This window comes from endosymbiont of Riftia pachyptila (vent Ph05) (assembly GCF_000224455.1).
GTDB lineage: Bacteria > Pseudomonadota > Gammaproteobacteria > Chromatiales > Chromatiaceae > Endoriftia > Endoriftia persephonae.
The window spans coordinates 24071-40962 of record NZ_AFOC01000020.1 but is presented as its reverse complement, the minus strand read 5'-3'; the positions used below and the strand labels follow the sequence as shown (position 1 = coordinate 40962).

Below are 16892 nucleotides of genomic sequence, written 5' to 3'. Positions count from 1 at the left end.
GATGAGCTTGGTAAAGGAGAATGTCTAGGGAGGTCGTGGTGCACGGTGGGTTGTTGTGCCGTAGGATGCGGTTCACTCTTCACCGCATAAATCGCGACGGATGCCTTCTGCTACTGCAGCGTTGTCATACGAACCAGTGTATCAGGAAATAGGTAAGCCAGGACGATCATCAGGGGGATAACATAGAAGTAGAGTCTCATCGTAGTGCGGATATATTGGTTGGCATTGATCAGTTCCATGAAGTGATCCACGATCATGCGTCCCTTGTAGCCGATGGTCACTGCGACGATGATGATCACCGCCAAGCTGGTATCAGCGGTCTCTGCGATAAAGGCACTGAGCAGTGTCAGCAGCATCAGCTGTATCCAGACAAAGTCGATGTTCTTGTTGCTGAGCATGATGTATCCCGTTAGCGCAAGACATAGAGCAGTGGAAAGATGACGATCCAGGCAAGATCGATCATGTGCCAGTAACAGGCAACCGCTTCCAATCCACCGTGATTCTGCGCAGTGAAGCTACCGCGTTTGACACCCATGATCGCCCATAGCACCGCAGCGCTGCCCCAGCCGACATGCAGCATGTGATTGAAGGTGGTGTAGTAGTAGACGGTAAAGAAGGTGTTGGTATCCTTTGTGATACCCACGCTTTCATTCCAGTGGTATTCCCAGCTCTTGATCAGCAGATAGGCGGCTCCGGCTAGGATGGCCAGCCATAGCCAGCGCACACAGGCTGTGCTGTCGTCCCGCTTGATAGCCTGCATCGACTTGGCGACGCAGTAGCTGCTGGTGAGCAGGACCAGGGTGTTGAGTACGCCTGCCAGGGTGTTGAGTTTTGTCGGGCCATCGTTAAACAGCTCTGGGTAGTGCGCCTTGGCGATGAAGTAGATGATGAACATCATCGCAAACTCGCTCATCTCAGAGAAAATGCCAACCCAGATAGGCCAGCCTCCCGGCACCCTGCTGGCTGTGGGCAGGGTAGGAGCGTCGTTAGTGCTGCGCGTCTGCGCAGGGGCAGCGGTTATTGCGATATCCATTGTTCTGCTTGGATATTGAGAGGTACCCTCACCATCCTGCCTGAGTGGCTGTGGTCTGCCTTGACCAAGCGCAATTGCTGCTGGTTCGGATGGTGTTTAATGAGTACTGCATGAGGTGATCTCGTATCAATGGGTACTCTTCTGGTTCGTGTAGTGCGCAATAACCAAAGGACATTGCGCCTGACTCTAGAGATAAGACGGCCGCGTCCTTGCGGCCTGGTTGGCAACTATCTCACGCGGAAATGTTTGCTCGTCTCGTTGTTACTCTGATCGGGGTCATCCAACTCCGATTCCACCTCGACGCCATACTCGCCGGTGTTTATTGGCACGGTGAACTGCCCGGTTGCCTCGTCGAAAAACTCCAGTGGAAACTCGTTGCGCAGATCCTGGGTGAAGAACTCCGGAGATTTGTTATAGGGGGTGGTGTTGGAGCTGGGCCTGGTCGCCGGGCTGGAAGTTCGTCTGATTGACGCCGAACAGGCTAGTCCAGCGGTTGGGCAGGGCGCTGCCGTCGTAACTGCTCTCATCGCCTCTCATCGCCGTCGATGTATTTATCGTTCGCGATTTCGCCGTTGACCAGCATGCCCATGTGGATGTTGGACATGTCACGGCTGCCGGGGGTGAGCCGGATGCGGGCGCGATCAAGGGGATAGGTTTTTCCTTGGTTCCTTTCCTTTTTCTACATTGTTTGTTTTTTTTCTGCCGCGCTTCCCAGTCGATCGCCGGAATGCATGGCTGGGCGTTTCCCCAGCCAGGGGTGATGCTGGATTGCCAGCCAAAAACAGAGCAGCAGGGTGGCTGCCACACAGCCCCAGACAAAGGGGGAGTGGATAAAGATCTCGAGCGTGCCCTGGGAGAGCAGCAGCGCCCGCCGCAGGTTCTCTTCGATCAACGGGCCGAGAATGAAGGCGATCAGCAGGGGCGTGGTGGGTAGATCGATCTGGCGCATCGTTAGGCCGGCAAGACCGGTGATCAGGGCCAGCTGGATATCAAAGACCGAGGCCTGCAGGCTGTAGACGCCAAACAGCGCGGTGGTGACGATCGCCGGGTAGAGCGCCCATTCGGGCAGCAGGCTGAGACGGCTGAAGCCACGAATCGCGACCAGGCCGAACAGCAACGGGGTGGAGAGGATCAGCCCCCAGAACAGCGGCGCCAGCTCGGACTGATGTTGGGTGAACAGCAGTGGGCCAGGCGGCAGACCATGCAGGGTAAAGGTGCCGAGGATGACTGCGGTGATCACATCGCCGGGGATGCCCAGCTCCATCAGCGGGATTAGGGTGGCGCCGCAGACGCCGCTGTTGCCTGCCTCGGCGGCGGCCAGGCCGTAAGGCGGCCGGAGCGACGCCGATGCCGGGGATGATTCCCAGCACCACCCCGACCAAACCACCCTGGGTGATGTTGCCAAGGGCAGCGCGGTACTCCTGCCGGGTCAGCCCCTCCGGCCGCTGCCTGGGGGCGCTCGCTGGGGTGCTTGCCGGGCGTCCGGCGATGATCCGCTGAAACGCCTCTGGCAGCACAAATAGGCCGACCATCAGCGGAATCAGGTTGATGCCGGGCAGCAGCTCTGGCTGGCCGAAGGCGAGACGATCGGTTGCCGAGAAGAGGTCTTGGCCGATTGTCGCAAGCAGCAGCCCGAGGGCGAGACTGATCAGACCGCGGCTTGGTGAACGGGTGGCAACTAGCACGATCACCGCCAGCGAAAAGAGCGCCAGGGCGCAAAGTTCGGCCGGTCCTAGATGCAGTGCCAACCCCGCTGCGACTCCGGCACCTAGGATCAGCACCAGCGGAGGGGCACGAATGCAATCGTCCCGGGGGGGGGGCGAAGATCCATGCTGGGTTTCGTTTCACTCAACCTAGCCTACGGGCTACCGCCGACATCTCCCTTCTGTCTGGCAATAAGAATTAGTTAAGACTAATATAGAAGGCTTCAAAATTACTGATCGTTAATACTCTAAAGTAGGGCCTTCGCCATGCAGGATCCCACTACGCATTCCGACCAGGATGAGGGACGCGTCGAAGTCAAAGAAACCACCTGCTACATGTGCGCCTGCCGCTGCGGCATTCGGGTGACCTTGCGCGATGGTGAGGTGCGCCACATCGAGGGCAACCCTAAGCATCCGCTCAACAAGGGGGTGATCTGCGCTAAGGGCGCCTCGGGGATCATGAAGCAGTACTCGCCGGCGCGCCTCTCCAAGCCGCTGTTGCGTAAGGCGGGGTCGAAACGTGGCAACTCGGATTTCGAGGAGATCTCCTGGGAGCGTGCCTTCGAGATCATCGAGCGGCGTCTCTCGAAGATCCGTGCCGAGGATCCGAAGAAGTTCGCTCTGTTCACCGGCCGCGATCAGATGCAGGCACTCACCGGCATGTTCGCCAAGCAGTTCGGCACGCCGAACTATGCGGCCCACGGCGGCTTCTGCTCGGTCAACATGGCGGCTGGGCTGATCTACACTATCGGTGGTTCCTTCTGGGAGTTCGGTGGGCCCGACCTGGAGCGCTCCAAGCTCTTCATCATGATCGGCACCGCGGAGGATCATCACTCCAACCCGATGAAGATCGAGCTGGCCAAGTTTAAGCGACGCGGTGGCCGTTTCATCTCGATCAATCCGATCCGCACCGGCTATTCGGCGATCGCCGATGAGTGGGTGCCGATCAAGCCCGGCACCGACGGCGCGTTGATCCTCGCCATCATCAATGAGCTGATCAAGCAGGGCCTCTACGACCGCGACTTCCTGATCAAATACACCAACTCTGCGGAGCTGGTGGTGGATGATGAGAACCGCGACGACCACGGCCTGTTCAAACGTTTCGAGATGCACATCGAGGAGGGCTGCTTCGATCCCGAGAACAAGCTCTGGTGGGATCGCGAGTTGGATCGTGAGATCTCTACCCAGACCCCCGGCTCTGATCCGCGCCTGCTTGGCGAGTTCCGGCTGGAGGACGGTACTCCGGTGAAACCCGCCTTCCAGCTGCTCAAGGAGCGGGTCGAGCAGTACACCCCGGAGTGGGCCGCGGGCATCACCGGCATCCCCGCCGAGACCATCACGCGATTGGCTCACGAGATGGGCGTGGTGGCCCGCGACCAGAAGATCGAGCTGCCGATCGCCTGGACCGATGCCTGGGGCAACGACCACAACTCGGTGACCGGTAACCCGGTTTCGTTCCATGCGATGCGCGGCATGGCGGCCCACTCCAACGGCTTTCAGTCGATCCGCGCCCTGGGCATCCTGATGACGATTCTGGGCACCATCGATCGACCCGGTGGTTTCCGCCACAAGGCGCCCTTTCCGCGGCCGATTCCGCCTTGCCCGAAGCCGCCAAACGGGCCGGAAGGGGTGCAGCCTAACACCCCGCTGGATGGTATGCCGTTGGGCTGGCCGGGCAAGCCGGACGATCTGTTCGTCGATGAGGCGGGTGAGGCGGTGCGCCTCGACAAGGCCTTCTCCTGGGAGTATCCGCTCTCGGTGCATGGCCTGATGCACAATGTCATCACCAACGCCTGGCGCGGCGACCCCTACAAGATCGACACCCTGCTGTTGTTCATGGCCAACATGGCCTGGAACAGCTCGATGAACACTGAGAACGTGCGCGAGATGCTCACCGACAAGGATGAGAACGGTGAGTATAAGATCCCGTTCCTGATCGTCGCCGATGCCTTTCAGTCGGAGACAGTGGCGTTTGCCGATCTGGTGCTGCCCGATACCACCTATCTGGAGCGCCATGATGCGATGTCGATGCTGGACCGGCCGATCTCCGAGTTCGACGGTCCGGTCGATTCGGTGCGTATCCCGGTGGTGCCGCCGAAGGGCGACTGCAAGCCGTTTCAGGAGGTGCTGATCGAGCTGGGTTCGCGGCTGGGTCTGCCCGCCTTCGTCAAACAGGATGGCTCGCGCAAGTATCGCGACTACCCCGACTTCATCACCAACTATGAGACCTCGCCGGGCTCCGGGATTGGTTTCCTCGCCGGCTGGCGTGGTAAGGGGGGCGAGAAGTTTCTCAAGGGTGAGCCCAACCCGCGGCAGTGGGAGATGTATCAGAAGAACGACTGCCACTACCACTACAAGCTGCCCAGGTCTTACCAGTACATGCGTAACTGGAATCGTGGCTACCTAGAGTGGGCGCGGGCCCACGGCATGACCCGTTACGCTGAGCCGATCACCCTGCACCTCTACTCCGAAGTGCTGCAGCGGTTTCGCCTTGCGGCCCAGGGCAAGTGGCCGGGCAGGCAGCCTCCCGAGCGGCTGCGCAAACGGGTCGAGGAGCACTTCGATCCGCTGCCGTTCTTCACCGCGCCGCTGGAGCAGAAGCTGGTGGACAACCATGAGTTCCCGCTCAACGCGTTGACCCAGCGGCCGATGGCAATGTACCACTCCTGGGACAGTCAGAACGCCTGGCTGCGGCAGATCCACACCCATAACTATCTGTTCGTCAATCCGCTGCTGGGTAAGGCTCAGGGTTTTGATGACGGCGATTGGATCTGGGTCGAGTCGCCCACCAACAAGGTGCGCTGCATGGCGCGTTTCTCCGAGGCGGTGGAGCCGGGCACGGTCTGGACCTGGAACGCCATCGGCAAGGCTGCCGGTGCCTGGGGGCTGTCGCCCAAGGCCAACGAGTCGCAGAAGGGCTTCCTGCTCAACCATCTGATCTCGGAGGAACTGCCGCCCTGTGAATCAGGCAAGCATATTTCCAACGCTGATCCGGTAACGGGGCAGGCCGCCTGGTTCGATGTCAAGGTCAAGGTCTATCCGGCCGGACTGGACGAGCCGGCAGTCACCTCGCCCCAGTTCAAGCCGCAGAAGCGGGTTCCGGGGCAGGATCCGAAGCGTGGCAAGTGGCAGGCGTTTGTCGCGGGCGCGTTTCGCCGCAAGGCCAAGATCCAGGATTGATTCGTAGGAGCTGTGCTCCTGCAGAAACAGAGAAATTAACCATGACACAACTCGCGCTCGTCATCGACCTCAACGTTTGCGTCGGCTGCCACGCCTGCGTGACCAGCTGCAAGGAGTGGAACAGCTCCGGTTGGGCCGGTCCGATGACCGATCAGCGTCCCTACGATGCCGATCCCACCGGCACCTTCTTCAATCGGGTGCAGACCTATGAGGCGGGTGAGTTTCCGAATACGGAGACCTACCATTTCCCCAAGTCCTGCCTGCATTGTGAAGATCCGCCCTGTGTGCCGGTCTGCCCCACTGGCGCCTCCTACAAACGTGAGGACAACGGCGTGGTGCTGGTCGACTACGACAAGTGCATCGGCTGCAAATATTGCTCCTGGGCTTGCCCCTACGGGGTGCGCGAGTTCGACGAGAAGGAACGGGTGATGAAGAAGTGTACCCTCTGCATCGACCGCATCACCGACATGTCGTTGCCGGAGGCGGAGCGTCAGCCAGCCTGTGTGCTGGCCTGCCCGACCAGCGCACGGCTGTTCGGCGATGTGCACGATCCGCAGTCGGAGGTCTCGGTGGCGATCCGTGAGCAGGGCGGTTATGCGTTGCAGCCGGAGTGGGGCACCAAACCATCCAACCACTATCTGCCGCGGCGCAAGACCCGCATCCAGATCCACGAGGATGAGCTGGTGCGCGCCGACAATCCGCTCAACAAGGAGGAGTTGCCGAAGTTGCCGGATATCGTGGATACGGTGGACGACGTGGCCTGGTGATTCTGCTGGGTGGTGGGAGCGACGCCTCGCTGCGATCGGCGGCAATTTCGCGGCGGGGCACTGCTCTCACGGCCATCAACAGTGATTGAGATTCTTCGGAGAAACAGATGCATCCCGCATTTTCAGTGATATTTTTGACTACCCTGATCGGTGTCGGTCAGGGGCTGTTCCTGGCGCTCTACACCGGCCAGCTCTATGCCCTGGCCAATCTGCTGCCGGCCCAGAGCAGCCAGTTCTATGCGCTGGGCAGCCTGGTGGCGTTGGTGCTGTTGATCGCCGGATTGATCGCCTCGATCTTTCATCTGGGACGCCCGGAGCGGGCCTGGCGGGCGGCAACCCAGTGGCGCACCTCCTGGCTCTCACGCGAGGTGATTGTGTTGCCGATGGCGATGGGGCTGGTCTTTCTCTATGGCCTGGTGCACTGGTTCGAGTGGACCTCGCCGCTGTTTGTGATCTCCGGCGCCCTGCCGCTGGATCTCTCGCTGATTATCGGCGCGCTTGGCACCCTGGTTACTTTTGCGCTGTTCCTCTGTACCGCGATGATCTATGCCAGCCTCAAGTTCATCAAGGCCTGGCACCATCCGCTGACGGTGGCTAACTTCCTGTTTCTCGGACTGGGTTCGGGCTTCATGTTGGCGGCGGCCTTCTCTGCCTATGAGGGGACCGCGCTGGTCGGTTTCTATGCCACCTGGGCGGTGATTGCCACCCTGCTGGGGGCGATTAGCCGCGGTGTTAGTCTCTATCGCAATGGTCGCTTAAAGTGCAAGGTCGATCTGCAGTCGGGCATCGGCGTGCATCACTCCAATCTGAAGCAGCAATCCCAAGGCTTTATGGGTGGCTCTTTCAATACACGGGAGTTTTTCCACGGCAAGTCGCCGGCGACCCTGAAGGTGATTCGCTACGCCTTTCTGTTGATGGTGTTTGTGATGCCGGTGGTATTGATAGTGCTCTCCTATGCAATAGAGTCGGCGACCCTGCCGCTGGCGGCTTTTGCTGTGCAGTACCTGGGGCTGATCCTAGAGCGCTACCACTTCTTTACCGAGGCGCAGCACCCACAGAATCTCTACTACCAGAGCATGGCCTGAGGCGGCTCAGCTGTTACTGATCGAAGGAGAAAGACAATGAGACGACTGATTCAGATCTTTACCCTGATGTTGCTGGGGCTGCAGAGCATTCCGGTCAACGCGGATTTACTGGTGTTGGTGCACGGCTATCTGGGCAGTGCCGCCTCATGGCAGCGCAGCGGCGTGAGCGCGGTGCTGGCGCAGCATGGCTGGCAACCGGGTGGAGTTGTCAGGCCTGAAGGGATCTATGGTGCTGTTGGGCCGGCAAAGGGTGATCTGCAATATGCAGTGGATCTGCCCTCCCTGGCGCCGCTGGCGCTGCAGGCAGAGCTGTTGGCGCGGGAGCTGGCGCTGCTGGCGGCGAGATACCCTGGTGAGCCTATGGTCCTGATCGGCCACTCCGCCGGCGGGGTGGTGGCGCGCCTGGCGCTAGTGCTGGGCCGGGCGCCTCAAGCGAAGGCGCTGATCACCATCGCTGCGCCTCATCTGGGTACGATGCGGGCGGTACAGGCGTTGGATGAGACCGATGATCCGTTTCCACTGAGCTGGATGAAGTCGTTCATGGTCGGCGATATCTACGACCTGGTGCGAGACTCCCGGGGCGTGCTGATCGATCTGGCCCCGGCGCGGCCAGGCAGTCTGCTGTACTGGTTGAACGTCCAGCCACATCCCGAGATGGCTTACATCTCGATCATCCGTCCGGGGCCGGTCGGTTTGGGCGACGAGCTGGTGCCCGCTTTCAGTCAGGATATGAACAGCGTGGCGGCCCTGGCGGGTAGAGCAGAGCAGATCACCCAGCCCACCTCACATCAGCTCAATCCTGTAGATGGTCAGTTGCTGGTTAGAGTTTTACAGCGCTTGTGAGCTGATGGTCGAACTGTTCCCAGGGTGCGGTGCCTCAAACCGAGACATCGCACCATGGGATTCCTGTTCGTTATCCGTGGTCGCTGCTGCCTGGATGAGGTGTGAGGCAACTGGCTTTTTTCTGAGCCAACGCAGTTTCTGGCGAAAAAACCCAAGAGAATCCGTTTTATAGCTTCCCTTTCTATTACCGTTTCCTCTATAAATTGAGAGTGAGCATCTTGCTGATGCGGTGTATAAGGGGGAGCGATGGAACGTAGGCAATACCCACGAGTCGATCTGGTTCATCCGGCGATTGTCAGCTTTTCCGGTGGCCAGCAGTTTGATTGCACTATTCTGAATTACTCCCAGGGTGGGCTCTATATCCAGTGCAAGGGTAAGGGCCTCTGGCGGGAGGGCTGTTGCGCTCACAAATCGGCAGAGAGCCTCGATCGCATCCAGATCAAGATCGATACCAGCAGCAACGGTTTTCATCCCTTTTCGGTTGGCGCCAAGGTGGCCTTCCTGTCGCGCTCCGGTTTTGGCGTCTCGTTTTTGATGGATGAGCCGGAGTTGCTCAGCTACCTCACCTCGATCAAAAAGCAGCGGGAGACGCCAACTGGGCAGACTGGTGGCTCTCCAGATATCCCCAGTCTGCCTGCGCACAAGCTGATTCGCACCCTGCAGCGTGGTGCGTCTCTCACCCGAGACTACTTCAGTAACAAGTTTCCCGCTTTTCTCACACGGGTTGAGCGCGACCTGCAGAGCGCCAGCGAGGCAGTCGCCGACAGTGAGGCGGAACGGGAGTTGCTGGATGCGCTGCATGCCATCCAACGGCATCACGAGTCGCTCAGCCAGGGGTTTCTCAAGCAGTTGGAGAGGGCCTTTGAGACGCTGAAATCGGTGCCGGATAGCGCTGTCGTCCACTCTCCGGCAGAGCAGTCGGATGAGATGGCGTTGGTGGCGCGGGATGACTTCGACGAGTGGATCGAGGTGGTGCGAGTGTCGCGCATGGCGGATGTGGACCTGGCTGCCGAAGGAGTCCAGCTGGAGCGCGGCCTGGCCTGCCTGCTGCGCCAGCGGATCAACCCGGAGACCAACCCCCTGTCACCCTATTTTGTGCTCTGGACGATGAAAACCCAGCTCGAACAGCTGGGGGTTGGGTTGATGGCCAAACGGATCGTCTATGAGGCGATCCGCTTCGCCCTGATCGATGAGTTTTCGGGGCTGTTTGCTGAGTGGATCGGGCTGATCAAGGCGACCGGCATCGAAACACAGAGCTGCAACCCGGAGAGTGATTCCCCCCCACCTGGCGAGGTCCGCAAACAGGCATCGGTCGGAAAGCGGCAAAGGCGCACCCTGTTTGGTCGACTCTCCTCCATGGTGGGGCGTCAGAAGCAGACAATCGCTGGTGCAAGACCGGCGCAGGATGCGCCGCGGGTGGGGCAGCAAGAGGTCATGCAGCTGCTCGATCGGATTCCCTACAGCCACTATCTGAGCCTGGGTGAGCAGATCCGCAACCATGTCGCCCAGGGTTGGGGGCCGGAGGTAGTGATCGAACCCGAGGTGCTGGGTAGGGTGGAGGCAACAGAAAAACTGTTTGCTTCGATCGAGGAGGATCGGGTCATCGGCCCTGCGATGCTCGATCTGGTCCACCGGCTGCGGCTGCCGTTCCTGAAACAGGCACTGGAAAATCCGCAGGTGATTGATGATCCTGCGCATCCGTCACGCCGGTTGCTCGATGTGATTGGCGAGCTCTCCCTCTATAGTGGGATGCTGGCCCAGGGGCGACCGGGGGCGGAGAAGATCGATGCACAATTTAGAGAGATCGGTGAGGCCGCCCTGAAGGGGGATATCCTCGAGACCCCGCAGTTGCACCAGCGCATCCAGTCGTTGCTCGATGAGCGACGGCAGGCATTTGAAGGTAATCGTGATCTGGCGGTGCGCAGCTGCCGTGAGGATGCGGCGCAGCTGGAGGCGCAAAGGAGTGTGCGGCGGCTGCTGGAAGGGAAGTTCGGCAACCAGTCGATCTCAAATCTGCTCGACCGTCTGTTGATCAACGGCTGGGCAGAGCTTCTGGTGCAGACCCTGACGACCCAGGGGGAGGATAGTAATGCCTGGCGGGTCTATCTGCGTATGCTCGATGTGTTGTCAAAGCTGTTTGTCGATGGCAAGGAGTTGCCAGCGATTGAACCGGCCGTGGCGGAGGATATCGTTCTGGTGCTGCACAAGGGGTTCAGTATATATCCGGTATTCCAGGAGAAGGCGGCGGAACTAATCCAGCAGATTGAACATGCGCTGAACGGTGACACGGCGGTGCAGCAGCAGCTCTCGCAGAGTAGTGAGCAGATGGATGAGATCTATCTCGATTCACTGCTGCCGGAGAGCCGAGACCAGATGGCAAGGTCTGATAGGCAGGGTGAGCATGATCTCTGGCTCAATCAGGTCTACCAGATGGAGTTGGATGACTGGCTGACCGAGCATCGGCAGAAGGGGCAGGCGCGCCTGATGAACCTGGCCTGGAAGAGCTCCGATGGTGAGTGGTTGGTGTTTGTTGACGGCAGCGGTGTCAAATCGCTGGAGACCAATGCGGTCAGGCTTGGGCAGGGGCTGCAACAGGGGCTCTATGCGCTGCTTGAAGACAAGGAGTTACCGCTGGTGGAGCGGGCGGTGCGCAGCGCCCTGGAGAAGAGCTTCGAACAGCTGCGCCAAGAGAGCGATCAGGACCGCCTGACCGGCCTGATGAATCGACGCGCCCTGATGCGTGAACTGAAATCCCTGCTACAGCTGGCCCGGGATGAGGGCAGCCACCACAGCCTGATTCTGCTTGATTTGGACAAGTTTCGTATCGCCAATGAGGTGTGCGGTATCGAGGGCGGGGATCATCTGCTGCAGAAGGTGTCGGGGATCTTCCGTACCTATCTGTCGGGGGATGCACAGTTGGCGCGCACTGGCGATAACGAATTCACTATCCTGCTGCCACAGAGTACCGTGGAAAAGGGCTTTCAGGTGGCCGAGACCCAGCGGCGGGCGATCGAAAACTTCAAGTTCAGCTGGAATGGGCATTCAATCAATATCACCGCCAGCCTCGGCATCGTCGTCATCGACGATACTAGTGGTTCCCCTGAAGAGCTGATGGCAGAGGCGGGTTACGCTTGCTCGCTGGCCAAGAGCGAGGGCCAGAACTGCTCGCGAGTCTACCAGGCATCGAGGCGCAAAATTGAACGCCACCGGGAGCTGACCCGTTCGGTGCCGCTGATCGAGGAGGCACTGGAGGGCGATCGCCTGCAGCTCTACTGTCAGTTGATTAGTCCGTTGTTTCTCGCCGAAGGGGAGCAGGACCACTACGAAATCCTGCTCAGGATCAAAGACGAGAACGGTGATCCACAGAACCCGGTGAGTTTCATCAAGGCGGCCGAGGAGTTCAACCGGATCCGCTCGGTGGACCGCTGGGTGGTCAACAGCTTCTTCGATTGGTACGAGAAGTATGCCGAAAGAGTCGACAGGGTGGGGCTGTTCAGCGTCAATCTGTCTGGACAATCACTCTCCGATGCCAACTTCATGGGGTTTGTCAAAGATCGCCTGATGGCGGCTTCATGCCCGCTTGACCGAATCGGGTTCGAGATCACCGAGACGGCGCTGGTGAAAGACATCGAAGCGGCCAATCGGGTCATCGATGAAATTAAACAGACAGGCTGCAAGTTCCTGCTGGATGACTTTGGCTCGGGTTACTCCTCTTTCTCCTATCTGAAAGAGCTGAAGGTCGACTATGTCAAGATCGACGGGGTGTTTGTGAAGGATCTGCTGGATGATGAGTCGAGCCGGGCGATGGTCAAGGGGATCACCGAGATTGCGCAGATGATGGGCAAGAAGGTGATTGCGGAATATGTGGAGAGCGAAGCGCTAATGATCGCGTTGCAGAATCTACAGGTTGATTTTGCCCAGGGCTATGCAGTTGGTCGTCCAGCACCGTTGAATTCGCTGATCGAGCTGGGATACTGAGGCTCGCCAATGGCAACTTATCCTGCTGGGGAAATCCTGCTAAGCATCGCTTGGTTGGCAGATTTCAGACGAGGGTTGTCGAGGCGCTTGGCAGTTATGCTAGACTATTGGTCCCTTAATGTGTCGATAGAAGAGTTGTATGGCTGAATCAGAAGCTAAGCGGGATACAGCGACCAGTCCGCAGCAGCAGGCGGGCAGTGAGGTGGTCGCCGGACCGGATCCCCGCTACTCGATGGATCGTCTCTCGATGGCCTTTGAGACCAGCGCTCGCCGCTGGGAGCTGATCGTCTATCCATCACTGTTCGCCTTCATCCTGCTGGCCGCCTACGGCTTCTATCTGATCTTCAGTCTGGCCAAGGATGTGCATTTTCTGGCGCTCAGTGTCGATTCCAACATGAGTATCATTGCCAGCAATGTGCAGTCGATGAGTGACAGTGTCGGACAATTATCGGCCAATGTACGCACTATGACGGTGAGTATCGACTCGATGGCTGAGGACGTCCGCACCCTGGAGCCGATACTGACCAGCATGGACTCGATGGATGAGTCGATGAAGTCAATGACATCGAGCACCTACAACATGCAGCGTGACATGCGCTCGATGAACTACAGCATCAACGATGCCGCCCGGCCCATGACCTTCTGGAACTCCTTCATGCCCTGGTGAATGGTTGTCTGTAATGCGCAGAAGAGCCCCGCTTCCGAAAGGATCGCGGGGTTTTTTGTTAGGGAACCTCTGAATAAGTCATGGACCTACATCGTGCTGCCAAAATACGCTGCTTTTTCGTTGTAAACCTTCGCAATAGCTGACGACCCTCTACAGGGATGTAGGAGAGGTGCGTGAGCAGGGAGTGGTAGCTTTACGTGCGATTTGCGCCTCCAATCAGCGCATTTTCATCAGCAATCTGTACGGCTAAGATTTATTCAGAGGCTCCTTAGTGGGAGGAGAAGTCGTAGTTGATTGACTGATCAGGTTCCTGCAGGAAGTAGCCGCGGATGTAGTTGACACCGATCGACCAGAGCACCGCCAGGCTGTTGGCATCCTCCACTCCGGTGGCTACGGTCTTGATATCAAACTGCTGGCCAAGCTTGTTGACCTCGTTGAGCGAATCCTGTTTTTTCTGGTCGCTGGCGATGTTATGAACAAACATCGGATCGAACTGGATATAGTTGACGGGCAGGTTGCGCAGTAGCATCTCCGGTTTTGGCGCCAGACCAAAGTGGTCAATGGAGAGTTGGCACTTGATCTTCTGCAACCCCTCACTCAGTTTCTGCACCTGGGCGAGATGGGCGCGGGCCTCCTCGTCTTTAATCTGAAACACCACCCAAGGGCCTTTCGCCTCGAATTCACGCAGACAGTCGCAGATCCACAGCAACAGGGTGTCGTCAGCGAGGGTGACGCCGGAGATGTTGATGAAAAAGTTGATCTTGTGCCCCTGGCGACGCTGTCGTGCCAGCTCTGCAATTGCATTGCGTATCACCCAACGATCCACCTCCGGCAGTTTGCCCATCTCCTCAGCCTGTTTCAGGAAGTAGTTGGGCTGGATCTCCTCGCCATTCTGGTCCAGCAGGCGGATCAGTACCGCATAGTTCTCGCGGGTGTCGCCCTGTAGGCTGACGATGGGCTGATAGACCAGGCGGAACTGATCGTTGCTCAGGGCATATTCGATCAGGTGACTGAGGTCTGCCTCGTTACCGTTCAGGTCATCATCCAGATCATCTTCCGCCGGGGTTTCGACCGAGTAGAACTGGTTGCCGCCATTCAACCGGGCCTGTTCACAGGCGTGGTAGGCGACATTGAGGAAATCGTGCCCGCCGCTGATCTCCGGGGAGGCGTAGGCGATGCCGATGCTGCTGGTGGGGCCTGAGTAGTGCTCACTGCCTTGAAACTTGTGGGCCTTGATCGCTTGGCAGATCTGCCGCGAGAGGGCCTCTATCTTTTGCGGATCGGTTTCCTGGGTTAGCAGGGTGAAGGTGTGGTCGCCAAAGCGGGCGAGTAAGTCGCCCTGGTTGATGTTCTCTCGGAGAATCTCGGCGGCCTCGCCGAGGATCTGGTCACAGGAGGCGATGCCGACCTTGCTGCGGATATCCTGGTAATTGTCGAGGGTGATGTAGAGCAGGGTCTGCGCGGCCTCTTCCTGTGCGAAGTGGCGTGCGGTCTCTTCGAGCAGGTCCATGAAGTGTTGGCGGTTGCTCAGCCCGGTCTGCAGATCCTGGGTGGTAAGCAGGCGCAGCTTCTCTTCCAGCTCTTTGCTGTTGGTTTGGTCGCGGATCAGTAGCTGGGTGCAGGGTTCGCCATCGATGCTGGCCGGTGAAAACTCGAGCAGGGCATTGAATGTGGTGCCGTCGCCGTGTAAGCAGTTGAACTCCAGCTTGGTTGAGAGGCGGGCGTCGCTGGAGAGCTGGCGCAGCAGCTTTTTGAACTTCTTGATGTTGGCGGGGGCGATCATGTCGAGAATCGGCATGCCCTCGATCTCTTCCTCTCCGAGCTGGCCGAACATCTCCAGGTAAGCAGAGTTGGCTTTGACGTGCATGCCTTCATAGATGTAGGCGATGGCGTCGCGTGAATTGGCTGTCAGGGTTTCACAGCGCGCCTCGGTCTCCTTCAACTGTTGCCGAAGCGTCTGCAGTTGGCGACCTATTGTGAGGCTGTCGAACTCCCGCTGCACCACCAGTGTCAGGTGCTCGGTATCCTTACGGTTCACCACGTCCCGTGCGCCCTGGGCTAGCAGGGTGGCCTTTGGCTCAGAGGACTCTACATCTTGCAGGACGATCAGCGGAAGTTCGCGCGATGCCTCTTTGATCATGCCGATGGCAACGTCGATATCGGGACTGCTGCCCCCGGTGGTCAGCAGTAGCAGGTCGAAGGGTGTGTCGGAGTCGATGGTCTTGCGGAAGGCCTTGGTATCCTGATCGATACGTGTCAGATGAACGGCCATACCTGCATTGCGCAGGGCGGAGAGGTAGCTCTCCGCTTCAGACATCGCATTCGATACGATCAACATCTCGATCGCTTGGTCAGGCATTCTTAAGGGATCCTATGGTTAATACCTTCCCTGTAACACGGAGCTTGGCCGAGGTTGTTACGCTTGGAGTCAGCCAGTCTTGCGTGCTGATCGCAACGGAAGGGGTCTGTTCTGATTATAGGCCTATTGTCCCTCGACTCCAGCCGCTTTTCTCAGACCCTCTTCACGACTTGCCTCCGCTGTTGCACCGCTGCGGCGAGTTCCCGCAGCAACGGTTCACTCTCGTCCCAGCTGATGCAGGCGTCGGTAATGCTTTGACCATAGGTCAGCTCGCGGGTGCTGTCCCGCTCCTGCCGGCCGCCGACCAGGAAACTCTCGATCATTGCACCCATGATACGGCTGTCGCCACGGCTGATCTGGCTCGCCACGTCGCGTCCTACCAACAGTTGACGCTCATGCTGTTTGCGGCTGTTGGCATGGCTGAAGTCGACCATCATGCGTGGCTTCAGGCCAGCCGCCTCCATCTCGTCGGAGGCGATATTGATGCTCTCCGAGTCGTAGTTGGGACGGCTGCCACCGCGCAGGATCACGTGACAGTCTTCGTTGCCCTTGGTGGAGAAAATTGCGGAGCGCCCGTCTTTGGTGACTGACAGGAAGTGGTGCGGTCGTGACGAGGAGCGGATCGCATCCAGCGCCACCTTCATGCTGCCGTTGGTGGCATTCTTGAAACCGACCGGGCAGGAGAGGCCGGAGGCGAGTTCGCGGTGGGCCTGGCTCTCGGTAGTGCGCGCGCCGATCGCGCCCCAGCTGATCAGGTCGGCAAGATATTGCGGGCTGATCAGATCGAGGTACTCGGTACCCGCCGGGATCCCCATCTCGTTGATCTCCAGCAGCAGCTTGCGCGCCAGGCGCAGCCCGGTGTTGATCTCGAAACGATCGTCCAGGGTCGGATCGTTGATCAGTCCCTTCCAGCCCACGGTGGTGCGGGGCTTTTCGAAGTAGACCCGCATCACGATCTCTAGATCATCCTTCAGCTCTTCGCGCAGCGGCTGCAGGCGCCGGGCGTAATCCACCGCCGCGGCCGGATCGTGCACCGAACAGGGGCCGACCACCACCAGCAGGCGGTCGTCTTCATCGTGCAGGATTTTATGAATCGCCTGGCGCGCCGCAAAGGCGGTCTCGGCGGCGGTTTCGGTGATCGGCAGCTCTTCGTGGACCTGGGCCGGTGTGCTCAGCTCCTTGATCGCAATGATGCGTAGATCGTCTGTTTCGTGTTGCATGCGACAGCTTGACCAAGGTCGACTTCTGAAATGGAAAGCCGCCGATTATACACACTC

General features: G+C 59.0%; 11 protein-coding genes and 1 pseudogene. 6 read left to right on the top strand and 6 right to left on the bottom strand.

Features of this window, described 5'->3' with window-relative positions; genetic code table 11:
- Positions 1–110: 110 nt before the first annotated feature.
- From RIFP1SYM_RS04885 to RIFP1SYM_RS17860, 4 genes and pseudogenes are all read right to left on the bottom strand, one after another.
- Complete coding sequence (locus tag RIFP1SYM_RS04885; RefSeq protein ID WP_005960035.1) at positions 111–398, bottom strand: cytochrome C oxidase subunit IV family protein; 288 nt, start codon at positions 396–398, stop codon at positions 111–113.
- An 11-nt stretch (positions 399–409) separates the two neighbouring features.
- A complete protein-coding gene (locus tag RIFP1SYM_RS04880; RefSeq protein WP_005960033.1) occupies positions 410–1033 on the bottom strand; it encodes a cytochrome c oxidase subunit 3 family protein in 624 nt (207 codons plus the stop codon).
- 227 nt (positions 1034–1260) lie between these two features.
- Positions 1261–1560, bottom strand: a complete 300-nt coding sequence (locus tag RIFP1SYM_RS04875; protein WP_010084488.1) for a hypothetical protein — start codon at positions 1558–1560, stop codon at positions 1261–1263.
- Between the two features lie 152 nt (positions 1561–1712).
- A pseudogene (locus RIFP1SYM_RS17860) lies at positions 1713–2814 on the bottom strand (tripartite tricarboxylate transporter permease).
- Positions 2815–3003: 189 nt separating this feature from the next.
- On the opposite strand from RIFP1SYM_RS17860, the gene soeA reads away from it, so the two are divergent.
- The 6 genes from soeA (at position 3004) to RIFP1SYM_RS04840 (ending at position 13256) form a co-directional block, all read left to right on the top strand.
- On the top strand, positions 3004–5916 hold the full coding sequence (gene soeA, locus RIFP1SYM_RS04865; protein WP_005960029.1) for a sulfite dehydrogenase subunit SoeA: 2913 nt from the start codon (positions 3004–3006) through the stop codon (positions 5914–5916).
- A gap of 41 nt (positions 5917–5957) precedes the next feature.
- Positions 5958–6683 (top strand): 4Fe-4S dicluster domain-containing protein, encoded by a 726-nt coding sequence (locus RIFP1SYM_RS04860; protein ID WP_006474590.1) that lies wholly within the window; start codon positions 5958–5960, stop codon positions 6681–6683.
- Between the two features lie 107 nt (positions 6684–6790).
- On the top strand, positions 6791–7768 hold the full coding sequence (gene soeC, locus RIFP1SYM_RS04855) for a sulfite dehydrogenase subunit SoeC (protein WP_005960026.1): 978 nt from the start codon (positions 6791–6793) through the stop codon (positions 7766–7768).
- A 36-nt stretch (positions 7769–7804) separates the two neighbouring features.
- Positions 7805–8611: an esterase/lipase family protein gene (locus RIFP1SYM_RS04850; RefSeq protein WP_005960024.1), complete on the top strand. Its 807-nt coding sequence runs from the start codon at positions 7805–7807 to the stop codon at positions 8609–8611.
- A gap of 246 nt (positions 8612–8857) precedes the next feature.
- Complete coding sequence (locus tag RIFP1SYM_RS04845; RefSeq protein WP_005960022.1) at positions 8858–12589, top strand: DUF1631 family protein; 3732 nt, start codon at positions 8858–8860, stop codon at positions 12587–12589.
- A 139-nt stretch (positions 12590–12728) separates the two neighbouring features.
- Entirely contained in the window at positions 12729–13256 is a 528-nt protein-coding gene (locus RIFP1SYM_RS04840; RefSeq protein WP_005960020.1) for a hypothetical protein, read from the top strand.
- A 268-nt stretch (positions 13257–13524) separates the two neighbouring features.
- On the opposite strand, the gene RIFP1SYM_RS04835 is transcribed toward RIFP1SYM_RS04840, so the two are convergent.
- Both RIFP1SYM_RS04835 and aroG read right to left on the bottom strand, forming a co-directional pair.
- Positions 13525–15615, bottom strand: a complete 2091-nt coding sequence (locus RIFP1SYM_RS04835; RefSeq protein ID WP_005960018.1) for an EAL domain-containing protein — start codon at positions 15613–15615, stop codon at positions 13525–13527.
- A 152-nt stretch (positions 15616–15767) separates the two neighbouring features.
- Positions 15768–16835, bottom strand: coding sequence for a 3-deoxy-7-phosphoheptulonate synthase AroG (aroG, locus tag RIFP1SYM_RS04830; RefSeq protein ID WP_005960017.1), 1068 nt, complete (start codon positions 16833–16835; stop codon positions 15768–15770).
- Positions 16836–16892 lie beyond the last annotated feature (57 nt).

Coding starts and splice junctions, on each gene's coding strand:
- RIFP1SYM_RS04835 (WP_005960018.1), bottom strand. CDS start 15,615: ATGCCTGACCAAGCGATCGAGATGTTGATCGTATCGAATGCGATGTCT.
- RIFP1SYM_RS04860 (WP_006474590.1), top strand. CDS start 5,958: ATGACACAACTCGCGCTCGTCATCGACCTCAACGTTTGCGTCGGCTGC.
- RIFP1SYM_RS04885 (WP_005960035.1), bottom strand. CDS start 398: ATGCTCAGCAACAAGAACATCGACTTTGTCTGGATACAGCTGATGCTG.
- RIFP1SYM_RS04840 (WP_005960020.1), top strand. CDS start 12,729: ATGGCTGAATCAGAAGCTAAGCGGGATACAGCGACCAGTCCGCAGCAG.
- RIFP1SYM_RS04875 (WP_010084488.1), bottom strand. CDS start 1,560: ATGAGAGCAGTTACGACGGCAGCGCCCTGCCCAACCGCTGGACTAGCC.
- RIFP1SYM_RS04880 (WP_005960033.1), bottom strand. CDS start 1,033: ATGGATATCGCAATAACCGCTGCCCCTGCGCAGACGCGCAGCACTAAC.
- RIFP1SYM_RS04845 (WP_005960022.1), top strand. CDS start 8,858: ATGGAACGTAGGCAATACCCACGAGTCGATCTGGTTCATCCGGCGATT.
- soeA (WP_005960029.1), top strand. CDS start 3,004: ATGCAGGATCCCACTACGCATTCCGACCAGGATGAGGGACGCGTCGAA.
- RIFP1SYM_RS04850 (WP_005960024.1), top strand. CDS start 7,805: ATGAGACGACTGATTCAGATCTTTACCCTGATGTTGCTGGGGCTGCAG.
- aroG (WP_005960017.1), bottom strand. CDS start 16,835: ATGCAACACGAAACAGACGATCTACGCATCATTGCGATCAAGGAGCTG.
- soeC (WP_005960026.1), top strand. CDS start 6,791: ATGCATCCCGCATTTTCAGTGATATTTTTGACTACCCTGATCGGTGTC.